The following is a 19,416-nucleotide window of genomic DNA, read 5'->3' on the forward strand; positions in this document are numbered from 1 at the left end:
TTATTATTGGCTAGTTATGTCCCAGCCTCATTTTCTAAAGAATTTAATTTGTATCTTTTCATGATCGTATTTAAAACGCTCCTCTCAAACCAAATGAATAAAAGGTTCTCCATTACAAGCCTGGACGCAGCATTTTTTCCAGTGTAAAAAGTAAAACGTTTAATTGATTCTTTACTTCCGTTTTTTCATGCCCCAATTGAAATGTGTCCAACATTAAACCATTAACAAATGAAATAAGATACCGGGCAATAGCATTCGGGGATAAATGAGGCTGAAACTCCCCCTGTTCCATTCCTTTTCGAATGACCTGCGCAATTGCTTCTACCATTTGTTCATAGCGCTGTGAAATGTAAGGGAAGTTTTCTTTATTTTTCACATACTGGGAGGAGAGAAAAAATTCGGCTTTTGCATACAGCAAAGATTGGTTTACTGCTTCAATGACAGAATGCTGCTCCTTAACCCAATCTTCAATCCCTGCCCATAATGGCTCTTCATCAGCCGTAATAAAAAACTGAATATCCTGTTCATCATCATATTTAAGAACCTCGATAAACACATGGTCGATATTATCAAAATAGCTGTAAAATGCTCCTCTGGATATCCCTGCTTCATCCATAATATCCTGCATGGATGCGTGGACATATCCTTTTTTTATAAACACCTGTTTAGCTGCTTTTATCAACTCTTTTTTCTTCTCTTTTTTATACGCTTCACTAACCTTTGGCGCCATCAAATCACCTCCATCATATACTTTACATACGGCATAACAAACAATACATATATGTCGATTATAATTGACATATATGTATTGTTTCAACTCTTTGGTAAAAGAATTTAGTTATTGGAATCTTGTTTAGCATCAGATAGGAATGGTAGGCAGCAGACAAATTTTAGACACCATGTGCAGGAAATGTAAAACAGCTAAAAGATGTCAATCATATGATTCGCATAGTAAAGTGTAACCACTGTTAACACCAATAAAAAAATATTTTCCGCTTTTCCGCCGGTCCTCGCAGTGATTGGAAAACGAATAGTGATCTTAGCAGGATACAATAGCTTAATTCCCTGTTTGGTCGCAGCATCCAGGATAAAATGCGTCACCATACCAACCAGAATACCTGTGGTAATGGATGGATTGCTGATTAAACGAGGTAAAATAAGTGCCAGTAAGAATAAAAATAATAAACTATGTGTAAAAGTCCGATGTCCAAAAATTGTATTTATTACTTTGGAAAGTATCGGGAATCTCCGCCCAATTTTACTGCCGCTATGACAAATATCCGGAAGCAATCCACCCGCTACTCCTGCTGCAATAAACCATTCAGGCTGATATGCATCAGTCAAAGCAACGATGGCTGTTGTGGCAGCTATACCCGCCATAATATGTGTTTTTCCTGTCATGCTCTTTTTCTCCTTTATTTTCAAATTACATGCTATTATCATAACATGTTTCTCTCCAAAAAGGAACGTATGTTCACTATTTTATTTCATAAAGCTGTACTGGCTGCGGCTCACTATCCCATTGAATATTTAACATAAATTGCAATGTTATACCGCTATATAAAGTGAAACTCATTCAGTGGGGTTCCCCCACTGAATGTTTAGTTGAACGAATCAAAAAAGGAGCCTGTAACAATAACATAGCTCCTTTCTCGCTTCTAGTGACTATGACCATGCTGATGTGCTTCAGCTGCATATTCCTTTTGACACATAATGGAATCTTCATGAGGATGTTCCTCTGTTTCTACTTGAATAGTGACATGACCGATATTGTTATGCTCTAAATCATGTTCAATCGTCCGAAGCAGCCGCTGACTTTCTTCTATTGTCATCTGACCATCGACAATAATGTGACAGGAAAGAATATTCTGCCCGCTTGTCACACTCCATACATGCAGGTCATGAATATCTTGAACACCTTCCACATTTTTCATCGTTTTAATGACTTGATCCAAATTCACATTAGCAGGTGTTCCCTCCATTAAAACATGAATGGAAGCTTTCGTTACACGCCAGCCGCTGATCAGAATAAGTATTGCCACAAGAACACTTGCCACCGTATCAGCCCATGCCCAGTTAAAGAAAATCATCAGAAGTGCCGCAGCAATTGCTCCGACAGATCCTAATAAGTCACCTAAAACATGCAGGAAGGCCGCACGCATATTCAGGTTATCCTTCGTATCTCCGCCACGAAGCATAATAAATGCAACAATCACATTTACAAGAAAGCCAATCACTGCAATGATCAACATGCCCGTTGAAGCTACTTCCGGCGGATCAAACAGTCGTTGATAAGCCTCATAAAAAATGTATATGGATACGACAAGCAATGTCGCCCCATTAATAACTGCTGCCAATATTTCCAAACGTTTATATCCGTAAGTCTTCCCGTAGTTGGCAGCTCTTTCCCCTAATTTAAAAGCAATTAATGCAATCAATAATGAAATCGAATCGCTCAGCATATGTCCGGCATCTGCCAGGAGAGCCAAACTATTTGTAAGCAATCCTCCAATTACTTCTACAATCATAAATACGGTAATAACAAGAAAGCTGATCAGTAATGTTTTCTTATTCGCCCCATGTGTATGATCGTGATGATTATGTCCCATACCCAAACCTCCTCTATGTTTATGTTTATATATACGCATATAATGACCTGTAAAGATGCTTTCATTCCGCAAAGTATGAAAGTAATAGAATCTAAATTTTTTATATTACTTTATTTTATCCCCTTTTACAGTTACACATTACACTTATATCATAAAGTGTTTACATATCTTCTTTCCATTTTAGCATAGAAGGATTTATTTTCTTCCACCCTCCTACCTTCTCTTCAAACCCTTCACCTGCTTATATGTGCATGTATTCATATATAATGTGTCACTTAACCAAAATAAGTGATATGCAGATTAGCTATGACAAGCATGATCTATCATTTTCTTCAATATAAGCATCACATGCTCATCGTCATGAGAATAATAAAGTGTAGTACCTGCACGACGATATTTTACAAGACGCAAATTCTTCAAAAAACGTAATTGATGCGATACAGTGGATTGTCTAATATCCAGTGTTTCTGCAATCTCATTGACAGAGCATTCCTTTTGAAAAAGTAAATGAAGAATGCGTACTCTGGTCGGATCACCCAGCGCTTTGAATGTTTGGGTAACGATAAATAATGTTTCTTCGTCAATTTCCCCTGAAAGAGCCTTTTCCACTTCAAATTCTTCCAACGCTGTCCATACCTCCTTGATTCATATTTATAAATTCTTTATATGAACATATTAACATATACGCATTTAGTTTGTAAATAGGAACCTTATTTTAGCTCCCTTCTTCAAGTGCATCATATGAGATATATTCGCTAAGCTCTTTTTCCAAGTCAGAAGTGTGGCTATTCTATCTATTAGACGATTTCCATTTTTAAATATCTGAATGTCTGATAAATAATGTTCTCTTATCTAGGCTAATACTCAAATTGTTATTCATCAATGATTATGCTACTATGAAAACGGATGTCAAGCTTATAAGGAGGCTATATATGACTTTGAAAAATTTTGATCAATTGCTACAAAAATACGCTGAATTAATTGTCTCTACCGGTATTAATGTGCAAGAAGGACACACCGTTGCTCTAACCATTGATGTTCATCAAGCTCCATTAGCCCGTGAAATTACAAAGGCTGCTTATGACAAAGGTGCAAAGCGCGTTATTGTTAAATGGGGGGACGATAAGGTATCGAGACTTGGATTTGAATATCAAACGACGGAAACATTAACAGATATTCCGGATTACCGTATCGGGGAAATGAACTACATCATTGAAGAAGGTGCGAGTCGTATCAATGTTGTTTCAAACGATCCGGATGCCCTGAAAGGATTAGACGGTGAGAAAATTGCTGCAACGCAAAAAGCAGCCGGTGAAGCATTCAAGCCATTGGCCGAAGCAACACAATCCAATAAAATATCATGGGTTGTAGCAGCTGCCGCCAGTCCGGAGTGGGCAGCAAAAGTCTTCCCTGAATTAGATTCAGCGGAAGAACAAACAGATGCATTATGGGATGCTATTTTCAAAGCTGTTCATTTATATGATGACGATGCGGTTCACACATGGAGCGAGAAAGATAAAACGCTTGAAACGAAAGCAGAAGCATTGAATAAACAACAATTTGTCGCATTGCATTATACTGCTCCATGTACGGATTTAACTGTCGGCTTGCCAAAAAACCATCATTGGGAAGGTGCTGGAAGCTTTAACTCGCGCGGCGAGCGTTTTATAGCTAATATGCCGACAGAAGAAGTATTTACTGCACCTGATGCCAACCGGGTAGATGGCGTTGTCGTTTCGACAAAACCATTAAGCTATGCCGGTTCAGTGATTGAAGGGATGGAATTCCATTTTGAAAATGGGAAAGTAACCAAGGTTACTGCCGAAAAAGGCGAAGAGGTTATTCAAAAATTAATCCAGCAGGATGAAGGTGCTTCCCGTTTAGGAGAGGTTGCATTAGTTCCTGATGCCTCCCCAATTTCTCAATCTGGATTAACTTTCTTTAATACATTATTTGATGAAAATGCATCGAATCATTTAGCGCTGGGTTCTGCTTATGCGTTTAACTTAATCGGCGGAACGGATATGACGGAAGAAGAATTAAAAGAAGCTGGGCTGAACCGTTCAACTACACATGTTGACTTTATGATCGGCTCCAGCCAAATGGATATCGATGGTATTAAAGAAGATGGCAGCCGTGTTCCTGTTTTTCGAAAAGGAGCCTGGGCTTAGTCTGTTTATGAGCAAATAATCAGAGAAAAAATTTTTTCTTCCATAAGAAACCACCTCCTGAATTCACTTTATATATGACTCAGGAGGTGGTTTCTCCTATCTTATTTAATTATCACAGGCATGCTAATATGCCATAAAAAAGGAATCCTTAGAAGCAAACATCCCAGAGGTATTTCTTCATAGCATATCGTTATGCTTTATTGTTCTTCGAGAGATAAAGATACACGGTTATCGGTGCAAAAATAATAATGAATAATACGCATATGGCAATACCTGCAGAGATTTCAGAAATTGTAGCTGCTCCAGATATAAGTCCTCTCACTGTAACAGTCACCATACTAATCGGATTGAGATCAACGATGATTTGAATCCATTTAGGCATGGTAGCTGAATCTACCAAAATATTACTCGCAAACAAAAAAGGATAAATTAACATCATACTTGTTCCTGATACTGTTTCCGGGCGTTTTGCAAGGACACCAATCGTTGAAAAAATCCAGCTCACACTAAATGCAAAGAAAATAATAAACAATATAGCAAGCACTGTCCCCAATACGCCGCCTTCTGGACGAAACCCCAGCAGAAGCCCTGTAGCCAGTGCGGAAAGCAATGCAATTGTATATCTTATTCCATCAGTAATTAGTGGTCCAAGTATAGCTGCCGGCTGCCAAAAAGGCATGGTTCGAAACCGGTTAAAAACACCTTTTGTAATATCCAGACATAGGCTTGTTCCACTATAGACAGTCAAAGGAACGACTGTCAAAATAAGGATGCCCGGTAAAAGGAACTGAATGTACTCATGTGTGGATCCGGCAATAGCTCCACCAAACAAGAAACTAAAGATAAGCAGCGTAATCACTGGACTTAGAACAGCCTCCATAACATAGCCTGCGAGGTTATTCTTTGTATTTTGCGCTGCTCTCCACATAAAGGTGCTTATAGCTTTCAAGGCACTGGTGCTTTTAGGTGGAGAATTCCAGAAGTCTAATGACCCGTTTACATTCTTCGTTACATTCATTTCTTAGCCTCCCCATATGTTGCATCTGTTAACGCTAAAAACACTTCGTCCAAGCTTGGTTCATCCAATGTAAATCCTTCGATGGAAATATCATTCTTTAAGAGCGTATGGATCACGTCATTTGCAAGTCTTGATTGTGTCACGGGTATTCTAAAAACAAGCGGATCTTCATCCTGAAATACATTTAAAGCGTGTTGTCTGGCTAAAATGCCACGAATCCTTTTATATTCACAATGTCTCGTTCGAATCGATAAGGTTTTTTTACCAATCGAAGTCTTCAGTTGATTTGGTGTCCCTTCAGCAATGATTGCCCCTTTATCAATAACAGTGATTCGATCAGCCAGTTGATCAGCCTCTTCCAGATATTGCGTGGTTAACAGCACTGTTGTATTCATTTTCAGGAGCATGCGAATCACTTCCCAAACCTGAATACGGCTCTGGGGATCAAGCCCTGTTGTTGGCTCATCAAGAAAAATAAGATCCGGTTGTCTGACGATACTTGCTGCAATATCTAAACGGCGCCGCATGCCCCCGGAATAATTGACTACCATACGGTTCTTAGCATCCAAAAGATCAAACGATTGAATCAATTCATGAGCAATTAAACGAGCTTGTTTATTGGAGTAGCCATGAAGTTTGGCAATCAGCATTAAATTTTGTAAGCCCGACAGACCTTCATCCAGAGCAGCAAACTGTCCTGTCAGGCTTATTCGTTTCCGAACATCTTTGGCGTTTTTGACGACATCCATCCCCCCAATAAAAGCTGTTCCCTCATCTGGTTTTAACAACGTGGAAAGCATATGGATAATAGTTGTTTTACCAGCTCCATTCGGCCCGAGAAGCGCATGAAGCTCCCCTTTGTTCACTTGTAAATTGATTCCTTTCTACTGGATTGTCATTATACGATTTTTTTAGATTGTTCACTTCTATAGCATAGTAATGTGTAATATAATCAGCTCCATATCATCTTGAATTAGACTGTCTCCTGCAGGATAGGCATTTATTGACATCAGGCTCTATTACATAAAGTAACTTTTATGCTCAGATACCCACTCAGCAAATGTTTTTGCCGGGCGTCCAATTACTTCCTCGACTGTTGGTAAAACGGTATAACCAATCTCAGGCGGGTTTTTACTCATTTGAACCATAAAATCAATACTTTCCTCTTTGTGCCCCAGCTTACGCCAATCATTTCGCGCTTCTTCTTCCGATAATTCTTCAAATTTAATCTCTTTTCCAATGGCTTTACTAATCATTTCCACCTGTTCAATAGTCGAAAGAGCTTCGGGACCAGTGAGTGTATAAAAGTTACCATGGTGCCCATTTTCAAGAAGTGTTTCAACAAAAACGGCTGCAATATCAGCTTCATGGATAACGGCACCCCGTTTTTCGCCTCCAAGCTTCCGAACAACTCCTGCCTCTCGAATGGATTCCTGCCAGTCATCAATAGCATTGGCCATAAATCCAACGGGTTGTACAAATGTCCATTCAAGACGACTGTTTTTAATTGCCTGTTCCACGGGTCCATCACCGTATACTGTCAATAATGAAACTTTTTGAACCCCAGCCTTTTCCGCCAGGTCAGCGACTTGAGGATTGGTTTCCAACGTTGCCTCTGCTTGATCGCTTGAGGTAATCAAGTATAATGCGGTAACACCCTGGAAAGCTGGCATCAACGTTTCCGGGGACATAAGGTCTCCTGCTACAACCTCGACACCCTTTGGTAAATTAGCATTTTCCGGATTGCGCGATACTGCTCTCACCTGTTCTCCTTTATTAACGAGTTGATCTACGATATGTCTTCCTACTGTTCCTGTAGCGCCTGTTACTAAAATTGTCATTTTTTACCCTCCATTTTGTTCGTGTTTAATTACAGTTTTACATAGGGAAAATCAAAACTTCTTCAAAAATAAATCTTTCGAATGTCATTCAATTTATGAATCAAATCTTTCTTCAAATCGTCAGGGGACAGAATTTCAACCTGCGATCCATAGCTTAAAATAACAGAAAGAGCATAGTCTCTTGAATAAAAAGTCGTTTGTACTTCAACAAAGTCCCCGTGATGTGTGAATTCTCCCGGAAATTGCTCAAAAACCTGTGGTTGTGCAGTTGTATCAAAACGAAGACGAACGGTTATTCCTTGTTTTTCTTCATTACTCAGATATGCAGGCTTTGTGTTAGGACTAAATGCTTCATCTAACACTTTATGTTTGGTGATTCTGGAGACGCGGAAAAAACGGGTATCTTTTCGTAATAAACAATAAGCCTCCACATACCAAACTCCCTTTTCCCACAAAAGGTTCAATGGCTCCATTTTTCTTTCTGATATTTGTCCAAAAGCATTAATATAGGTAAATGAAACCCTTCTTGGCTGGTCGATTGCTTTTAATAAAGAAAGAAGAATATTTTTCTCTTCTGTTGAAGTGCCCATATCGAAAATGATTTTTTTCTGAAAAGCTTCATCCAATAAAGCGGGTTGCAAACTGCTAATTTTATTGACTAAAGTTGCAAATTTTTCCCCGCCTACCGCCCCTTCCATGCCCTTTAATAAACTATAGATATGAGAAAAGTCATCAAGAGAGAAGTGCTGCTTGGATAAGAAAAAACCGCTCATCAGCTCAAAACCGCCATCTGTTCCAGCGAAAGAAGCAACAGGGATACCAGATTGGTTAATCAATTCAATATCCCGATAAATGGTTCGAATGGAAACCTCAAATCTGGAAGCTAATTCTGTAGCTGCCACTCTTTTTTTCGTCATTAATTCCATCGTAATCCCCAACAAACGATCAAGTTTCATTTTTACCTCTCCCCCTTATCGATTTCCTTTTATTTCATTGTATCCAACTCCCTTCGTTTAAGCTAATACCAGTGTAACTAACCTAACCTGACATCTTGTATGTCAGGATTTAAAAACTTTCCTAATTAATTTTTGTACTATACTTATTTCATTTCCAGACATACAAAAAAGCAGCTTATTTTTGTAACAAGCAGCTTTTTCTTCTATTATCAACATTATTATTTAATCAAGAACTTTTATTCTAAATGAAATCAAATTCCCGAAATATCTTGTAATTATTTACAGCAATAATCCCTTTCCATTGTTGCCTGGCTACATAAAAATCTTCCATATACTGGTCCCACTCCCATGTAATATCCCATACTCCATCATCTTGTATAGACTCCTTCAGATAATGGAGATTTTCATGAACAAGTGTTTTGTATTTTTCATAATTATCGTCATCCTTGCTAAAAATCATATTTAAAGGAAGCGCTTTGTAACTCTTTCCCCACGACTTTGGTTCTTTATCAATAGATTGTTCAGCAAGTTTATTTACTTGTCTGCTTATCTCCTCTAAATCTGACAGTTTATCTTTTAAAATTTGAACCAGCCTCTGATAATTATTCACCTCATGAAAGCCCATCTTTGTACTATGGAATAAATGATTTTTAGCATTTTCAATTACTTTCCACCCTAATGCAGCTCCTTCACTACCCTCTGCTGACCAATGGACAAGGTATGCAGCAAGTTCAACACTTGGATTGAACATCCAATTTTCCTGCACCCCTTCCTCATAATGCCAATGAGAAGCATGAGGATATTGATTATGTTCAGGGACAACCGTCCGCCATAAGCCTAGTTTCTTGTCATAGGAATGAATTAGATAATCAATAATTGACGTTACCATTTTATCATTAGCGTTTATCTGAACTTCATCTAATATTTGACAGGCTGTCCATGTTGCTATTGCTGAAGAATCAGGCAACGTGAAATCAGGTTCCAACCCATGCCCAAACCCTCCGTCGCTATTTTGAAAGGCAGCTAACTTTGCAATAACCTGCTGTTTAGATCCATTTTCAAATAAATATTCCCAGCGTGCACATTCTAACGGCCGTGCATTTCGTTTTAACCATGCTTTTGTTTTGTGATAATCCATTCTAAAAATCACTCCTTATGAAATGGATTATAACATGAATACATTATTTTTTATAAAGCGTTTACGATATAGATACCATTCCTTACAGCCTACTTGTTAACTTCTTATTATTTTCATGAAGAAATCAAAAACCTGCTGCAAAAAAGACTCATTTTATCTGCTGCGACAGATTTTTGAATGAATCTATCTTTCCTGTTGTTCCGTAATCGGAACATTACGAGTCATTTATTTTTTAAAGACATAAAGCTGTGTCGGCAGTACTTGATAAACCCAATAAATATTAAAATGGAACCGATGATGTTATAGGTAACACGAAATCCGTGAACGATAAGAAATTCTTGTGCTGTTTGCTTCAAAAATCCAACAGAATGAATATCTGCACCTTCAATGAACAGAATCTCGTTACGTGACCATTCAAACACCATAGAAGTGGCTCCTTCCAACACAATCGTGAGGATACTAAACAAAATCCAATATCTGGATGAATTGACCTTCCATGCTAGCACCAATGCTAAAATTCCTGTTAAAATACTTGCTGCTCCCAAAAGTGGAAAATAGGTATGCGGGCTTGCCACTTCCATAAATTCCATTCCGAGCTCTAACGATTCAGGAATGTTATGAAAAATATTTGGATACAACATGAACGTATCTACCAAAATGCTCCCCAACAAAATCCATTGAACCCATAGATGAGCTGTTACGGATCCAAAAGTAAATTTTTTTAACATAATCAAAACTCCTTCTTTAAGATATGTCCTTTTATTTGTTGTAAAAGCAGCATAATCAATAGATATTAACTTCCTCTTATGCATTTCTTAACTAATTCTTAATTTATTTTTCAACAAAAATAAACGCAGCTCTCGACGAACTGCGCTCTTATAGTTCCCTGTTTATTTTTTGACTTTATCAAATCTTCAGTTTGGATTTCTTTATCCAGAATAAAATAAATCATAATATTTTCAAACAGAAAAGATCTTATCAATGATAGGATCTTTTCTGCGACTATTGTCATAAATTATTTCTTGAACCACTCATGCTGAAATATAAAATATCTTCCCCTTCTTCAACTATATCTGTTATAAATTCTTCTTAAGCTGCCCGGTTTTACTTCTTCTTTACGCCCGGCCATAAAGGCCGTCGGACATGTTTGATCATCGTATGGAAAACAATTCCCCATTGAGCCGCTGTCAGTGACCCGATAGGCGTATCATGGTTAACACCCAAATTTCTTCTTAAATGTTTCAATTGTGCAGCCGTAAATATCCCTTTTAATGCTGTGCTGATAGCAGTGTCAGGTTGTTTTAAAGCATATTGTGCTAATCCAAGAAAAATGAAATAATCCTTATTCGGGATAACAGGATCTTTTTTCCTGGTTATGCTAATCAGCGCAGAATCCACTTTTGGCGGCGGAGAAAAGTTATTCCTGGATATTTTTTTGACGTACCGTATATCGAACCACATTCGCCAGGCTAATACATAATCATCTTTGACGGATTGTGAAGTGAAACGTTTGGCTGCTCCCTTCTCCATCACAATCACCCCTTTTTGAAAGCCGCTGGAAGGCTTATTTAAAAGCATCTTCATAATGGGGGTTGTAATAGCGTAAGGAATATTTGACACTACGACAAACTTTTCTTTCGGCAAACGTATTTTCATAATATCCTGATGAATAATTTTTGTAACAGAATTTTCTGCTGTTTTCCGTTTTAGAATATCTACAAACCTGGCATCATATTCTACCGCCAAGACCATACCTGCCCGCTGATTTAGAACAGTTGTTAAAGCTCCCTTTCCTGCTCCTAACTCTAAAACGGTATCTTTTTTGTTTATATTTGCTCTGTCAACAATTTCATGAAGCAGCCTTTTATTATGCAGTAAATGCTGTCCTGAAAAATTGGGAGATTTCCCGCTATATTTATGAATTTTTCTGGTCATATCTTCTCTTCCTTTCTAAATAAAAAAATCACGGACAATCTGCCTGTGATTTCAAGTAAAGGGGAGAAGACCCATCCATATAAAGGGAAACTTCCTTCTATGGGAGCTTTCACTCCATCATTAGAATAGGAGCTATCGGAAGCCGTCAGCAAATAAACCTTCCTCTTTACAGCATCAGAAGGTAATTCAGACAAAAATAAAGAAAGGCAGAATACTCCGCCTTTCTAAACATGACACATTGTGTACTATCCTTGTTCAGCGCTTAAAGATAGTATCAAAGAAATCACAATATCCTTTTGCCATTCAGAGCAAATAATATGTGATTATAATATGAAATGAAGATTATTAAAAAAGAACAGACTTATCCCGTTTACTCTGCATACACAAGCAGAGCCTTTGAATGTATTTAATTACTGATTCAAAGTCGGGAAACGCAGTCTGATGGAATGTGGCATTTTTTTAATAATCCTCCTTAAATTTATTTATAGATACACTTAACATTGTATGCAGTATTGCTGTAGAAGTCAATTCATTTTGAATCTTTTTGGGATATCTTTGGATAAGTGCGTTTTACGGATGGTTACCTTTGATAAAATCAACATTGTAAATTATTTAAGAACAGTAAAATATCAGCTTGAATTTGTTCTTGATCCTTATCTACCAGCATTAAATGTCTCGAATTGGAGTATCCTTTTACAGTTTTATTTTAGGAAGATATATTTGATAGATATAATCTGCACTTTCTTTATCCTGAATTTCGAATCAACTTTATAAAAAAACTTAAAAAAGCGCTCCAAACTTTAGTAGAATAGGATTAATCGATCCAAATAAACCAAAAGAAAGGAGCAACTTATGGTGAATCATTACACCACATATAACACGAGTATTGGAAATATTTCTATTGAACCAACATAGGAACACGCTATCTCTTTTGGAGGAATCTTGCCTCTTCTCGACTATGTTCAGAAATACAGCTGAAACAGGAATTGGACCATTGGTTAACAGTTGGTAAACAAGGAGGTATTTTCTCTCTTCCAAACGTTGCGCTCATCCTGATTTTTGGACGTATACTGGGAATAGAACGAATCTTTCATTTTGAAGACAGTAGAAAACGAAATCATGTTAAAACGATTCTTTCAATGGGATAAACTTCCTGATTACACGACCTACTACAACGATTTGAATCGATTTAAAGCAAGAATATATAAAAGGGCTGATAGATATCATTAAGGAATTAACGAAGCGAACCTTGTTTCAACAATTCCGTATCATTCTTGATTTTGATTCTTCCGTGTATACCGTTTACAAAAATCAGGCAGGGGCTGAAGTCGAGTTTAACGCCGTTCATCCCGGAAAGAAAAACTCTCATCCCTATATGTGTTTGAAGGAAGAAGTCGTCTGTGTCTGGACGCTACCTTAGAAATGGAAAGGCTTATACCCCGGCAGGAATGATAGAAGCTGGGAAAAGAGCGTTGGAACATGTTCCGTTCGGCGCTTCTACTCATAATTTATGAAATAAAGAAGCTTAATGCATTTTGCAAAGATGGTTTATTATTTATTTTACATAGTATGGAACTTACTATTAAGAAAATATTCTTGTCCATTTATAATTTTCACAGGAGATAATTCAAACGGGACAGCTGTCTTATTTTATCTTTGAATTTCTTTGCTCTTTCTTCCGAAAGTATCATATTTTCCGCTTACTAAGCTTGATACAATTGTACCGATAGCGATTACCATAAACAGATAACCTGCCTCTGTCCCAATTTCATTCAAATGATGCAGCCCATATTTGATAACGAATACAGGCTGCAAATAATTTTATCTGCGTAATTCCAGTATTTCCATATACTCTTATCCTTCTATACCATCTATACTGATTGGGTGTTCTTCATTCTTAAGCAGCGTTGTGAAAAAATAAAGTTCCTCTTAAATACGGCAGATTAACAAATGGCCTTTCCTCCTTACTACACACCCCGCTTATTCCCCCATACTAACGCATGCACCTGCGGCAGAACCCGGACACGATTCAGCACAGTCGATGCTACCACTTGTTCAATTAACCATTCATACTTATGTAATAAATGCCGGGATAATTGCTGAGGTTCTACTTCCTCTAAATCATCATTTCCTACTTGCATAAAAAAAGTCAGCTGCGGATAACGCTGATGGACTTTTTCCGCATAACGCAGATCTTCTTTATCAAAAATGACTACCTTCAAGCTCGTATGTGTGAATCGTCCATTTACTTCCAACTGATGGACAATATCATCCAGCTTCTCCCAATCTGTTTTCATTTTTGAGCTGGGCGGTTTAGGAGAAATGGTCAGATCATCAATTTTTACAAACCATTGCTGATAGCGGCTCCCCTGCGTTTCGAGCGCAACCTCTATCCCTCTTTCCTGAAGCAAATCGATTAAGCTATCCAACGCCGATAACAAAGCGGGATTCCCGCCTGAAATCGTCACATGATCAAATTGGTTACCTCCTATTTCTTTCAGACGCTGCCAAATTTCTTCACTTGTCATCTGGACGATATCTTCTTTTGCACTTCCATCCCAGGTGAAAGCAGAGTCACACCACGCACAGTGGTAATCACATCCGGCTGTTCTAACAAACATCGTCTTTCGCCCTACTACCATTCCCTCACCTTGAATTGTAGGGCCGAATATCTCTAAGACTGGTATTTTACGCATCATAGATCCACTCCCGTCTTGCTTCTGCATAGCTTGTCGGCGTTTCAAATAATCGAACAAATTCCACTTGGCATTGGTTAGGCAGGTCACGAATCGTAGCTTCCATTTGTTCAAAAATCCAGACGACCATATTTTCAGCAGTTGTATTCATCTTAGGTAATGTTTCATTTAAATAACGATGATCCAGGAACACTTCAATCTTGTCTTTCCAAATCTTTTTAATATCGCCAAAATCAATCACTATCCCTACTTCATCCACAAATCCGCTGATTCCGAAAATGACTTGATACGTATGACCATGCAGATTCTTACACTTTCCTTCATAGCAATGAAGATGATGTGCTGCATCAAAGTGGAATTCTTTACTGACCAGCACCCGTTTTTGATGATAAGCCAGCTGTTCTCTATGAATATCTTTATCCAGCTTTTGCAATTCTTCGACAATACGAAACCCGAACATTACTGATTCATCTCCTGCCTTCTTGCTAAGTATTGGTCTAACCCGCGCTGCCGCAATTGACATGCCGGACATTCTCCGCATCCTGCACCTCTCACACCATTATAGCAGGTTAACGTCCGTTCTCTGACATAATCAAAGACGCCCAGTTGATCTGCCAGCTCCCATGCTTCTTCCTTATTCAGCCACATCAGCGGTGTATGAATCACAAAATCTTCATCCATCGACAGATTTAAGGTGACGTTTAACGATTTGGTAAAAATATCACGGCAATCCGGATACCCGCTAAAATCCGTCTCACATACACCTGTAATAATATGTTTTGCATCGATTTGCTTGGCAAGAATAGTTGCAAAAGACAGAAACAGCAGATTCCTTCCCGGAACAAATGTATTTGGTACACTGCCATCTTCTGTGTTTTCTACCTCTATGTCCTTTCTTGTTAATGCATTGGGAGCCAATTGATTTAATAAAGACATATCCAAAATATGATGCCTCAATCCCTGTTCCTCAGCAATTTCTTTGGCTATCTCTATTTCTAAGCTGTGGCGCTGATTATAATCAAAGGTAACCAGCTCCACATGTTCAAACCTTTCCAATGCCCAGAATAAACAGGTCGTGCTATCCTGACCACCACTAAAAACCACTACTGCCCGCTTATTTGTATCCATAAAAAAATCCCCTTTCCGATTTGAAAAAGAGAATTCTAAACACCCAAAATATAAAAAACCATACCTAAGGTTCGGTACGGTCATCCTTAGTTTTTTATAGAGGGTGCAGCTAGAACCTCTCCTGCTTATTTCGCAGACTTTATTTATTTTTTATTACCATTGGCAGTATAACATACTTTTCATGATGATGTTTATTTTTTCTTCTATAGGAAGGATTTACATATACCCGGAACACAATCCATTATAATTACTTTTTCAGGCTAACATAAATAGCTTTTTCAGATCAATTCCTGTCATTCAAACCATAGAAATCGATTGTATTCCTGGTAAGCTGCTCTTGAACGGTCTGTACAGTCAATTGCTTGATCTCAGCGATTTTCTTCCCTGCTTCGAGAATCATATTCGGGTGTGTCATCTGATTTTGAAAAGGTCCCTTAAATGACCATGGGCCATCTGTTTCTGCCATGATAAGTTCGAGTGGATATTGTTTTATTAATGATTGAATTTCTGCTTCATACCAGCAATCCGGAGTGACGGAAATCATATATTGATTACCTATCATCCGATTTATGGTTGTGCTGTCTCCTTTAAACCAATGGAAATGAGCACGTTTTATTTGATATTTTTCAAGCAGGTCACAGACAACGGAAGCATCTTCATAAACAGCATGCAGCACAATTGGTAAATCATACTTTTTAGCAGCCTGTACAAATTGCTCTAATACGGCATGATAAGGTGCGGTATCTAAGGAAGGATTTTTCAGCTTTGTATAATAGGGAAGCCCGACTTCTCCAATAGCAGCAATATCTTGGGACTTTTGTTCAATTGCTTCTAAGATATGATTGATTTCCTGTGCAGCCGGCAATGCTTGTTCGGGATGCCAGCCAAAAGTAGCGTAAACAAACGGATATGTCTGTGCCAATTGCCATGCTCTTTGACAGCTTTTAAAATCACTCGCAACCGTTATCATTCCATCTATTTTCAGTGTATGAATTAACTCTTGCAGCTCGTTCGGCTGATACCAATCTAAATGTATATGTGCATCAATCATCAGCTGCACCTCTCTATCCGGTTAATTTATTATATCCTTGAACAGTTCACCAACTCTCCTGACATCAACATTCCCGCCGCTTAGCACTACTCCAATTCGTTTATCTTTAACCGCCAGCTTTTGATATGCTGCCAGAGCTACAGCACCGGATGGCTCAACGACCACTTTTACCCTTGTCCAAAGGAAGTACATAGCAGCTTTTATATCTTCCTCAGAAACAGTTATCAAGTCATCAACATATTCATTGATTAACGGAAAGGTTATGTTTCCTAAGGAAGGGGTGTTTAGACCGTCAGCAATCGAGTTTGGAGTGTTAATCGTCTGCAGCTCCCCTGACTTAAATGACATCGTTGCATCATTTGATAATTCAGGCTCAACTCCTATTACCTTACAATTTGGCAGCAGCTGTTTTGCACTGACTGCACATCCGCTTAACAGTCCGCCTCCTCCACAAGGAACCAGCAGATAGTCCAGCTCCCCGACTTCTTCCATAAGCTCTTTCGCAACGGTACCTTGTCCAGCTATAATCGGCTCAGCATCAAAAGGCGGAATTAATGTATAGCTAAATTCATCTATCAGCTCTTGAGCTATCTGCTCCCTAGATTCCGCCCTGCGATTATAGGTTATCACAGTTGCACCATAATCTTTCACAGCAGCCGTTTTCACTGATGGAGCATCTTCAGGCATGATGACTGTCGCAGGAATATCAAGTAATTTACAAGTCAAAGCGGTAGCCATCGCATGGTTTCCCGAAGAAAAAGCGACTACTCCCCTTTGCCTTTCCTCCAGGGAGAGAGAGCTAATCATATTATAGGCCCCCCGAAATTTAAACGCTCCCATCCGTTGAAAATTTTCACACTTGAGAAAAATTTGATTACCGGTTAATTCATTCAATAGCGTGGAAGTATGGACTGGCGTCTTATGCGCAATACCATCTAGACGCTTGGCTGCTTCTACTATTTTTTCATACATTTTTTGTTTCTCCCTTCTCCCTGTTTATATTCAAGTATTCCGGTTGAAAAACCCCTTTCATCATATCTGCCACCTAAGCTATCCGCCATCAGAATCATCTAAAAATATCGTTAATTATATCCTATCAAAAGAAAAGCATCGATACAATCAATCTATTTATTGAATTTTTTGAACATGCAATTACGGCATTAAAAACATCCCTAATTGTTTTTTAAGACAATTGTGGATGTTTCATCATGAAGCATTTTATTACTACCATTATTTCATTCATTAATAATAGCTTATAAGCTTAACCTTTTATAATCAAATCCCTTTCTATTAATCTAATCAAAATTTATTCCCTTCCATTGACGATGAACATGACAACCTTATACTGCATTTGGAAAATAGTTTTGGCTCGGGGCAGGAAGTGACATGCTTTTACACATACTTGTTTCTGCCAGCCCCCAGACCCGCCACCATCATCAGCAAACAAACAACAATAATAGCAATAAGCGGCGCTCCCCATGTTTGCGTAATGTCAAACAGCAATCCTATAAATAAGGGACCAATTGCAGCAAAAATATAGCCAATGGATTGCGCCATGCCTGACAGGTCGCCCGCTTGCCTGCCATTACGTGCCCGCATGCCCAGCATAGCCAGCGACAGGCTGATAGCACCCCCGAAGGTAATTCCAATCAGCGTTACCCAAACAAAAATCAACGGAAGCGGTCCTCCGATGAACAGACCGATAAATCCGATTACTGTACCACCGCTAATTGCCAGTACGATGCCTTGCTGGTTGGAGAATTTTTCTGCCAGTACCGGTGCCAGAAAGGTAGATGGCAATCCGACAAATTGTACATAAGCTATCAGCCACCCGGCAGCCGATACGGAAAACCCAAAGCTTTGCATTATTTCCGGCAGCCACGATACTATCACGTAAAAAATAAATGATTGCAGTCCCATAAATAAAGTGACTTGCCAAGCTAATGGAGATTTCAATAAACTGCTGTTATTAAAAGACCTGTTACTTAGCTCCACCTGTTCTTCTTTCGGTGTAGGGGTTTGTCGGATAACGAAGATCCAGATAACTATTCCAATGGATGCCAGAAGTGCCCAGGATAATAAAGCTAATTCCCAGCCCAGACCTGCACCTTTGGCAAGTGGAACAGAAAGTCCGGAAGCAGTAGCTGCAAATATTGCCATGGACGTCGAATAAACACTGGTCATCCGGCCAACTTTACGTGGGAATTTTTCCTTAATAACAGCTGGCAGCAGCACATTCATCACTGCGATGCCCACTCCGATAATTGCTGTGCCGATAAATAATGTCGGTGTAATTGGAATAGATCTGATGCCAATTCCCACAAATAACAATATCAACCCAAGCAGGACAGCTCCTTCATTCCCCAGCCTTCTGCCAATTTTCGGGGCAAGCGGCGACACGATGGCAAACGCGATAAGTGGTAAACTGGTAATCGTCCCCGCACTCCAATTTTCCAGGCCGATTTGATCACGAATCGTCCCTAACAGCGGTCCAACAGAAGTAATCGCCGGTCTCAAATTAAAACCAATAACGATGATAGCAACCAAATACAGTATTCTCTTATTGGAGGATACTTCCTCAGCAATGCTAGTTTTTGCAGCAACTCTTTTTTCCTCCATTTCCTACCTCCTTTTCGACTCCTCCCGCGCTTATCAGGGAATGTGATGCTGAAACATTTTAAATATTAAAGTATATGTTATGTAATCTATATCCTATTGTCAAGACAAGATTTTGAATTGTCTCCATACACTTTCATTATAAATCAGACCCGAGCAGAAAACGCTCTCCTAACAAAGAATGCTTTGCTTTCAGGAAACATGCCTGGCTCCCAAAACGAAAAGGAAGCAAACGCACCTAATGTTAAAAACAACTC

The 19,416-nt window shown here is 38.8% G+C and carries 19 protein-coding genes, 1 pseudogene and 1 riboswitch; of the genes and pseudogenes, 1 reads left to right on the forward strand and 19 read right to left on the reverse strand.

Features of this window, described 5'->3' with window-relative positions; all coding sequences use genetic code 11:
• Nucleotides 1–112: 112 nt before the first annotated feature.
• From FLK20_RS18950 to FLK20_RS18965, 4 genes are all read right to left on the reverse strand, one after another.
• Nucleotides 113–730 carry a TetR/AcrR family transcriptional regulator gene (locus tag FLK20_RS18950; protein WP_152658166.1) on the reverse strand — a complete coding sequence of 206 codons (618 nt, stop codon included), beginning with the start codon at nucleotides 728–730 and terminating at the stop codon, nucleotides 113–115.
• Nucleotides 731–921: 191 nt separating this feature from the next.
• Entirely contained in the window at nucleotides 922–1,401 is a 480-nt protein-coding gene (locus FLK20_RS18955; protein WP_152658167.1) for a metal-dependent hydrolase, read from the reverse strand.
• A 257-nt stretch (nucleotides 1,402–1,658) separates the two neighbouring features.
• The gene (locus FLK20_RS18960; RefSeq protein WP_152658168.1) at nucleotides 1,659–2,609 is read right to left on the reverse strand and encodes a cation diffusion facilitator family transporter; all 951 of its coding nucleotides are present in this window, start codon (nucleotides 2,607–2,609) and stop codon (nucleotides 1,659–1,661) included.
• 300 nt (nucleotides 2,610–2,909) lie between these two features.
• On the reverse strand, nucleotides 2,910–3,233 hold the full coding sequence (locus tag FLK20_RS18965; RefSeq protein WP_152658169.1) for an ArsR/SmtB family transcription factor: 324 nt from the start codon (nucleotides 3,231–3,233) through the stop codon (nucleotides 2,910–2,912).
• A gap of 308 nt (nucleotides 3,234–3,541) precedes the next feature.
• Here FLK20_RS18965 and FLK20_RS18970 point away from each other — a divergent pair, with 308 nt between their 5' ends.
• Nucleotides 3,542–4,780: an aminopeptidase gene (locus tag FLK20_RS18970; RefSeq protein ID WP_152658170.1), complete on the forward strand. Its 1,239-nt coding sequence runs from the start codon at nucleotides 3,542–3,544 to the stop codon at nucleotides 4,778–4,780.
• A 190-nt stretch (nucleotides 4,781–4,970) separates the two neighbouring features.
• Here FLK20_RS18970 and FLK20_RS18975 read toward each other — a convergent pair whose 3' ends face one another.
• From FLK20_RS18975 to FLK20_RS19040, 15 genes and pseudogenes are all read right to left on the reverse strand, one after another.
• Nucleotides 4,971–5,798: an ABC transporter permease gene (locus tag FLK20_RS18975; RefSeq protein ID WP_152658171.1), complete on the reverse strand. Its 828-nt coding sequence runs from the start codon at nucleotides 5,796–5,798 to the stop codon at nucleotides 4,971–4,973.
• Complete coding sequence (locus tag FLK20_RS18980) at nucleotides 5,795–6,664, reverse strand: ATP-binding cassette domain-containing protein (RefSeq protein WP_370453218.1); 870 nt, start codon at nucleotides 6,662–6,664, stop codon at nucleotides 5,795–5,797. The genes FLK20_RS18975 and FLK20_RS18980 overlap by 4 nt, the downstream gene beginning before the upstream one ends.
• 153 nt (nucleotides 6,665–6,817) lie before the next feature.
• The gene (locus FLK20_RS18985; protein WP_152658172.1) at nucleotides 6,818–7,639 is read right to left on the reverse strand and encodes an NAD(P)H-binding protein; all 822 of its coding nucleotides are present in this window, start codon (nucleotides 7,637–7,639) and stop codon (nucleotides 6,818–6,820) included.
• A gap of 62 nt (nucleotides 7,640–7,701) precedes the next feature.
• Nucleotides 7,702–8,595: a helix-turn-helix transcriptional regulator gene (locus FLK20_RS18990; protein WP_152658173.1), complete on the reverse strand. Its 894-nt coding sequence runs from the start codon at nucleotides 8,593–8,595 to the stop codon at nucleotides 7,702–7,704.
• 241 nt (nucleotides 8,596–8,836) lie between these two features.
• Nucleotides 8,837–9,733 (reverse strand): hypothetical protein, encoded by an 897-nt coding sequence (locus tag FLK20_RS18995; RefSeq protein WP_152658174.1) that lies wholly within the window; start codon nucleotides 9,731–9,733, stop codon nucleotides 8,837–8,839.
• 221 nt (nucleotides 9,734–9,954) lie between these two features.
• A complete protein-coding gene (locus tag FLK20_RS19000; protein ID WP_152658175.1) occupies nucleotides 9,955–10,461 on the reverse strand; it encodes a hypothetical protein in 507 nt (168 codons plus the stop codon).
• 335 nt (nucleotides 10,462–10,796) lie between these two features.
• Nucleotides 10,797–11,668: pseudogene (gene erm, locus FLK20_RS19005) on the reverse strand (23S ribosomal RNA methyltransferase Erm).
• Between the two features lie 410 nt (nucleotides 11,669–12,078).
• On the reverse strand, nucleotides 12,079–12,123 hold the full coding sequence (locus FLK20_RS22325; RefSeq protein ID WP_147210558.1) for an erythromycin resistance leader peptide: 45 nt from the start codon (nucleotides 12,121–12,123) through the stop codon (nucleotides 12,079–12,081).
• A 1,195-nt stretch (nucleotides 12,124–13,318) separates the two neighbouring features.
• Entirely contained in the window at nucleotides 13,319–13,483 is a 165-nt protein-coding gene (locus tag FLK20_RS21740; protein WP_194165689.1) for a hypothetical protein, read from the reverse strand.
• Between the two features lie 152 nt (nucleotides 13,484–13,635).
• Nucleotides 13,636–14,367 carry a 7-carboxy-7-deazaguanine synthase QueE gene (queE, locus tag FLK20_RS19015; RefSeq protein WP_152658177.1) on the reverse strand — a complete coding sequence of 244 codons (732 nt, stop codon included), beginning with the start codon at nucleotides 14,365–14,367 and terminating at the stop codon, nucleotides 13,636–13,638.
• A complete protein-coding gene (queD, locus tag FLK20_RS19020) occupies nucleotides 14,357–14,824 on the reverse strand; it encodes a 6-carboxytetrahydropterin synthase QueD (protein ID WP_152658216.1) in 468 nt (155 codons plus the stop codon). The genes queE and queD overlap by 11 nt, the downstream gene beginning before the upstream one ends.
• The gene (queC, locus tag FLK20_RS19025) at nucleotides 14,824–15,492 is read right to left on the reverse strand and encodes a 7-cyano-7-deazaguanine synthase QueC (protein WP_152658178.1); all 669 of its coding nucleotides are present in this window, start codon (nucleotides 15,490–15,492) and stop codon (nucleotides 14,824–14,826) included. Before queC ends, queD begins: the two co-directional genes overlap by 1 nt.
• A gap of 80 nt (nucleotides 15,493–15,572) precedes the next feature.
• Nucleotides 15,573–15,617, reverse strand: a riboswitch (PreQ1 riboswitch).
• A 158-nt stretch (nucleotides 15,618–15,775) separates the two neighbouring features.
• On the reverse strand, nucleotides 15,776–16,543 hold the full coding sequence (locus tag FLK20_RS19030) for a TatD family hydrolase (RefSeq protein ID WP_152658179.1): 768 nt from the start codon (nucleotides 16,541–16,543) through the stop codon (nucleotides 15,776–15,778).
• A gap of 21 nt (nucleotides 16,544–16,564) precedes the next feature.
• Nucleotides 16,565–17,515: a threo-3-hydroxy-L-aspartate ammonia-lyase gene (locus tag FLK20_RS19035; RefSeq protein ID WP_152658180.1), complete on the reverse strand. Its 951-nt coding sequence runs from the start codon at nucleotides 17,513–17,515 to the stop codon at nucleotides 16,565–16,567.
• Between the two features lie 420 nt (nucleotides 17,516–17,935).
• Nucleotides 17,936–19,162: a CynX/NimT family MFS transporter gene (locus FLK20_RS19040; RefSeq protein ID WP_152658181.1), complete on the reverse strand. Its 1,227-nt coding sequence runs from the start codon at nucleotides 19,160–19,162 to the stop codon at nucleotides 17,936–17,938.
• Nucleotides 19,163–19,416: the final 254 nt, after the last annotated feature.

It is taken from the genome of Oceanobacillus sp. CFH 90083, from assembly GCF_009389585.1.
Lineage (GTDB): Bacteria > Bacillota > Bacilli > Bacillales > Amphibacillaceae > Oceanobacillus.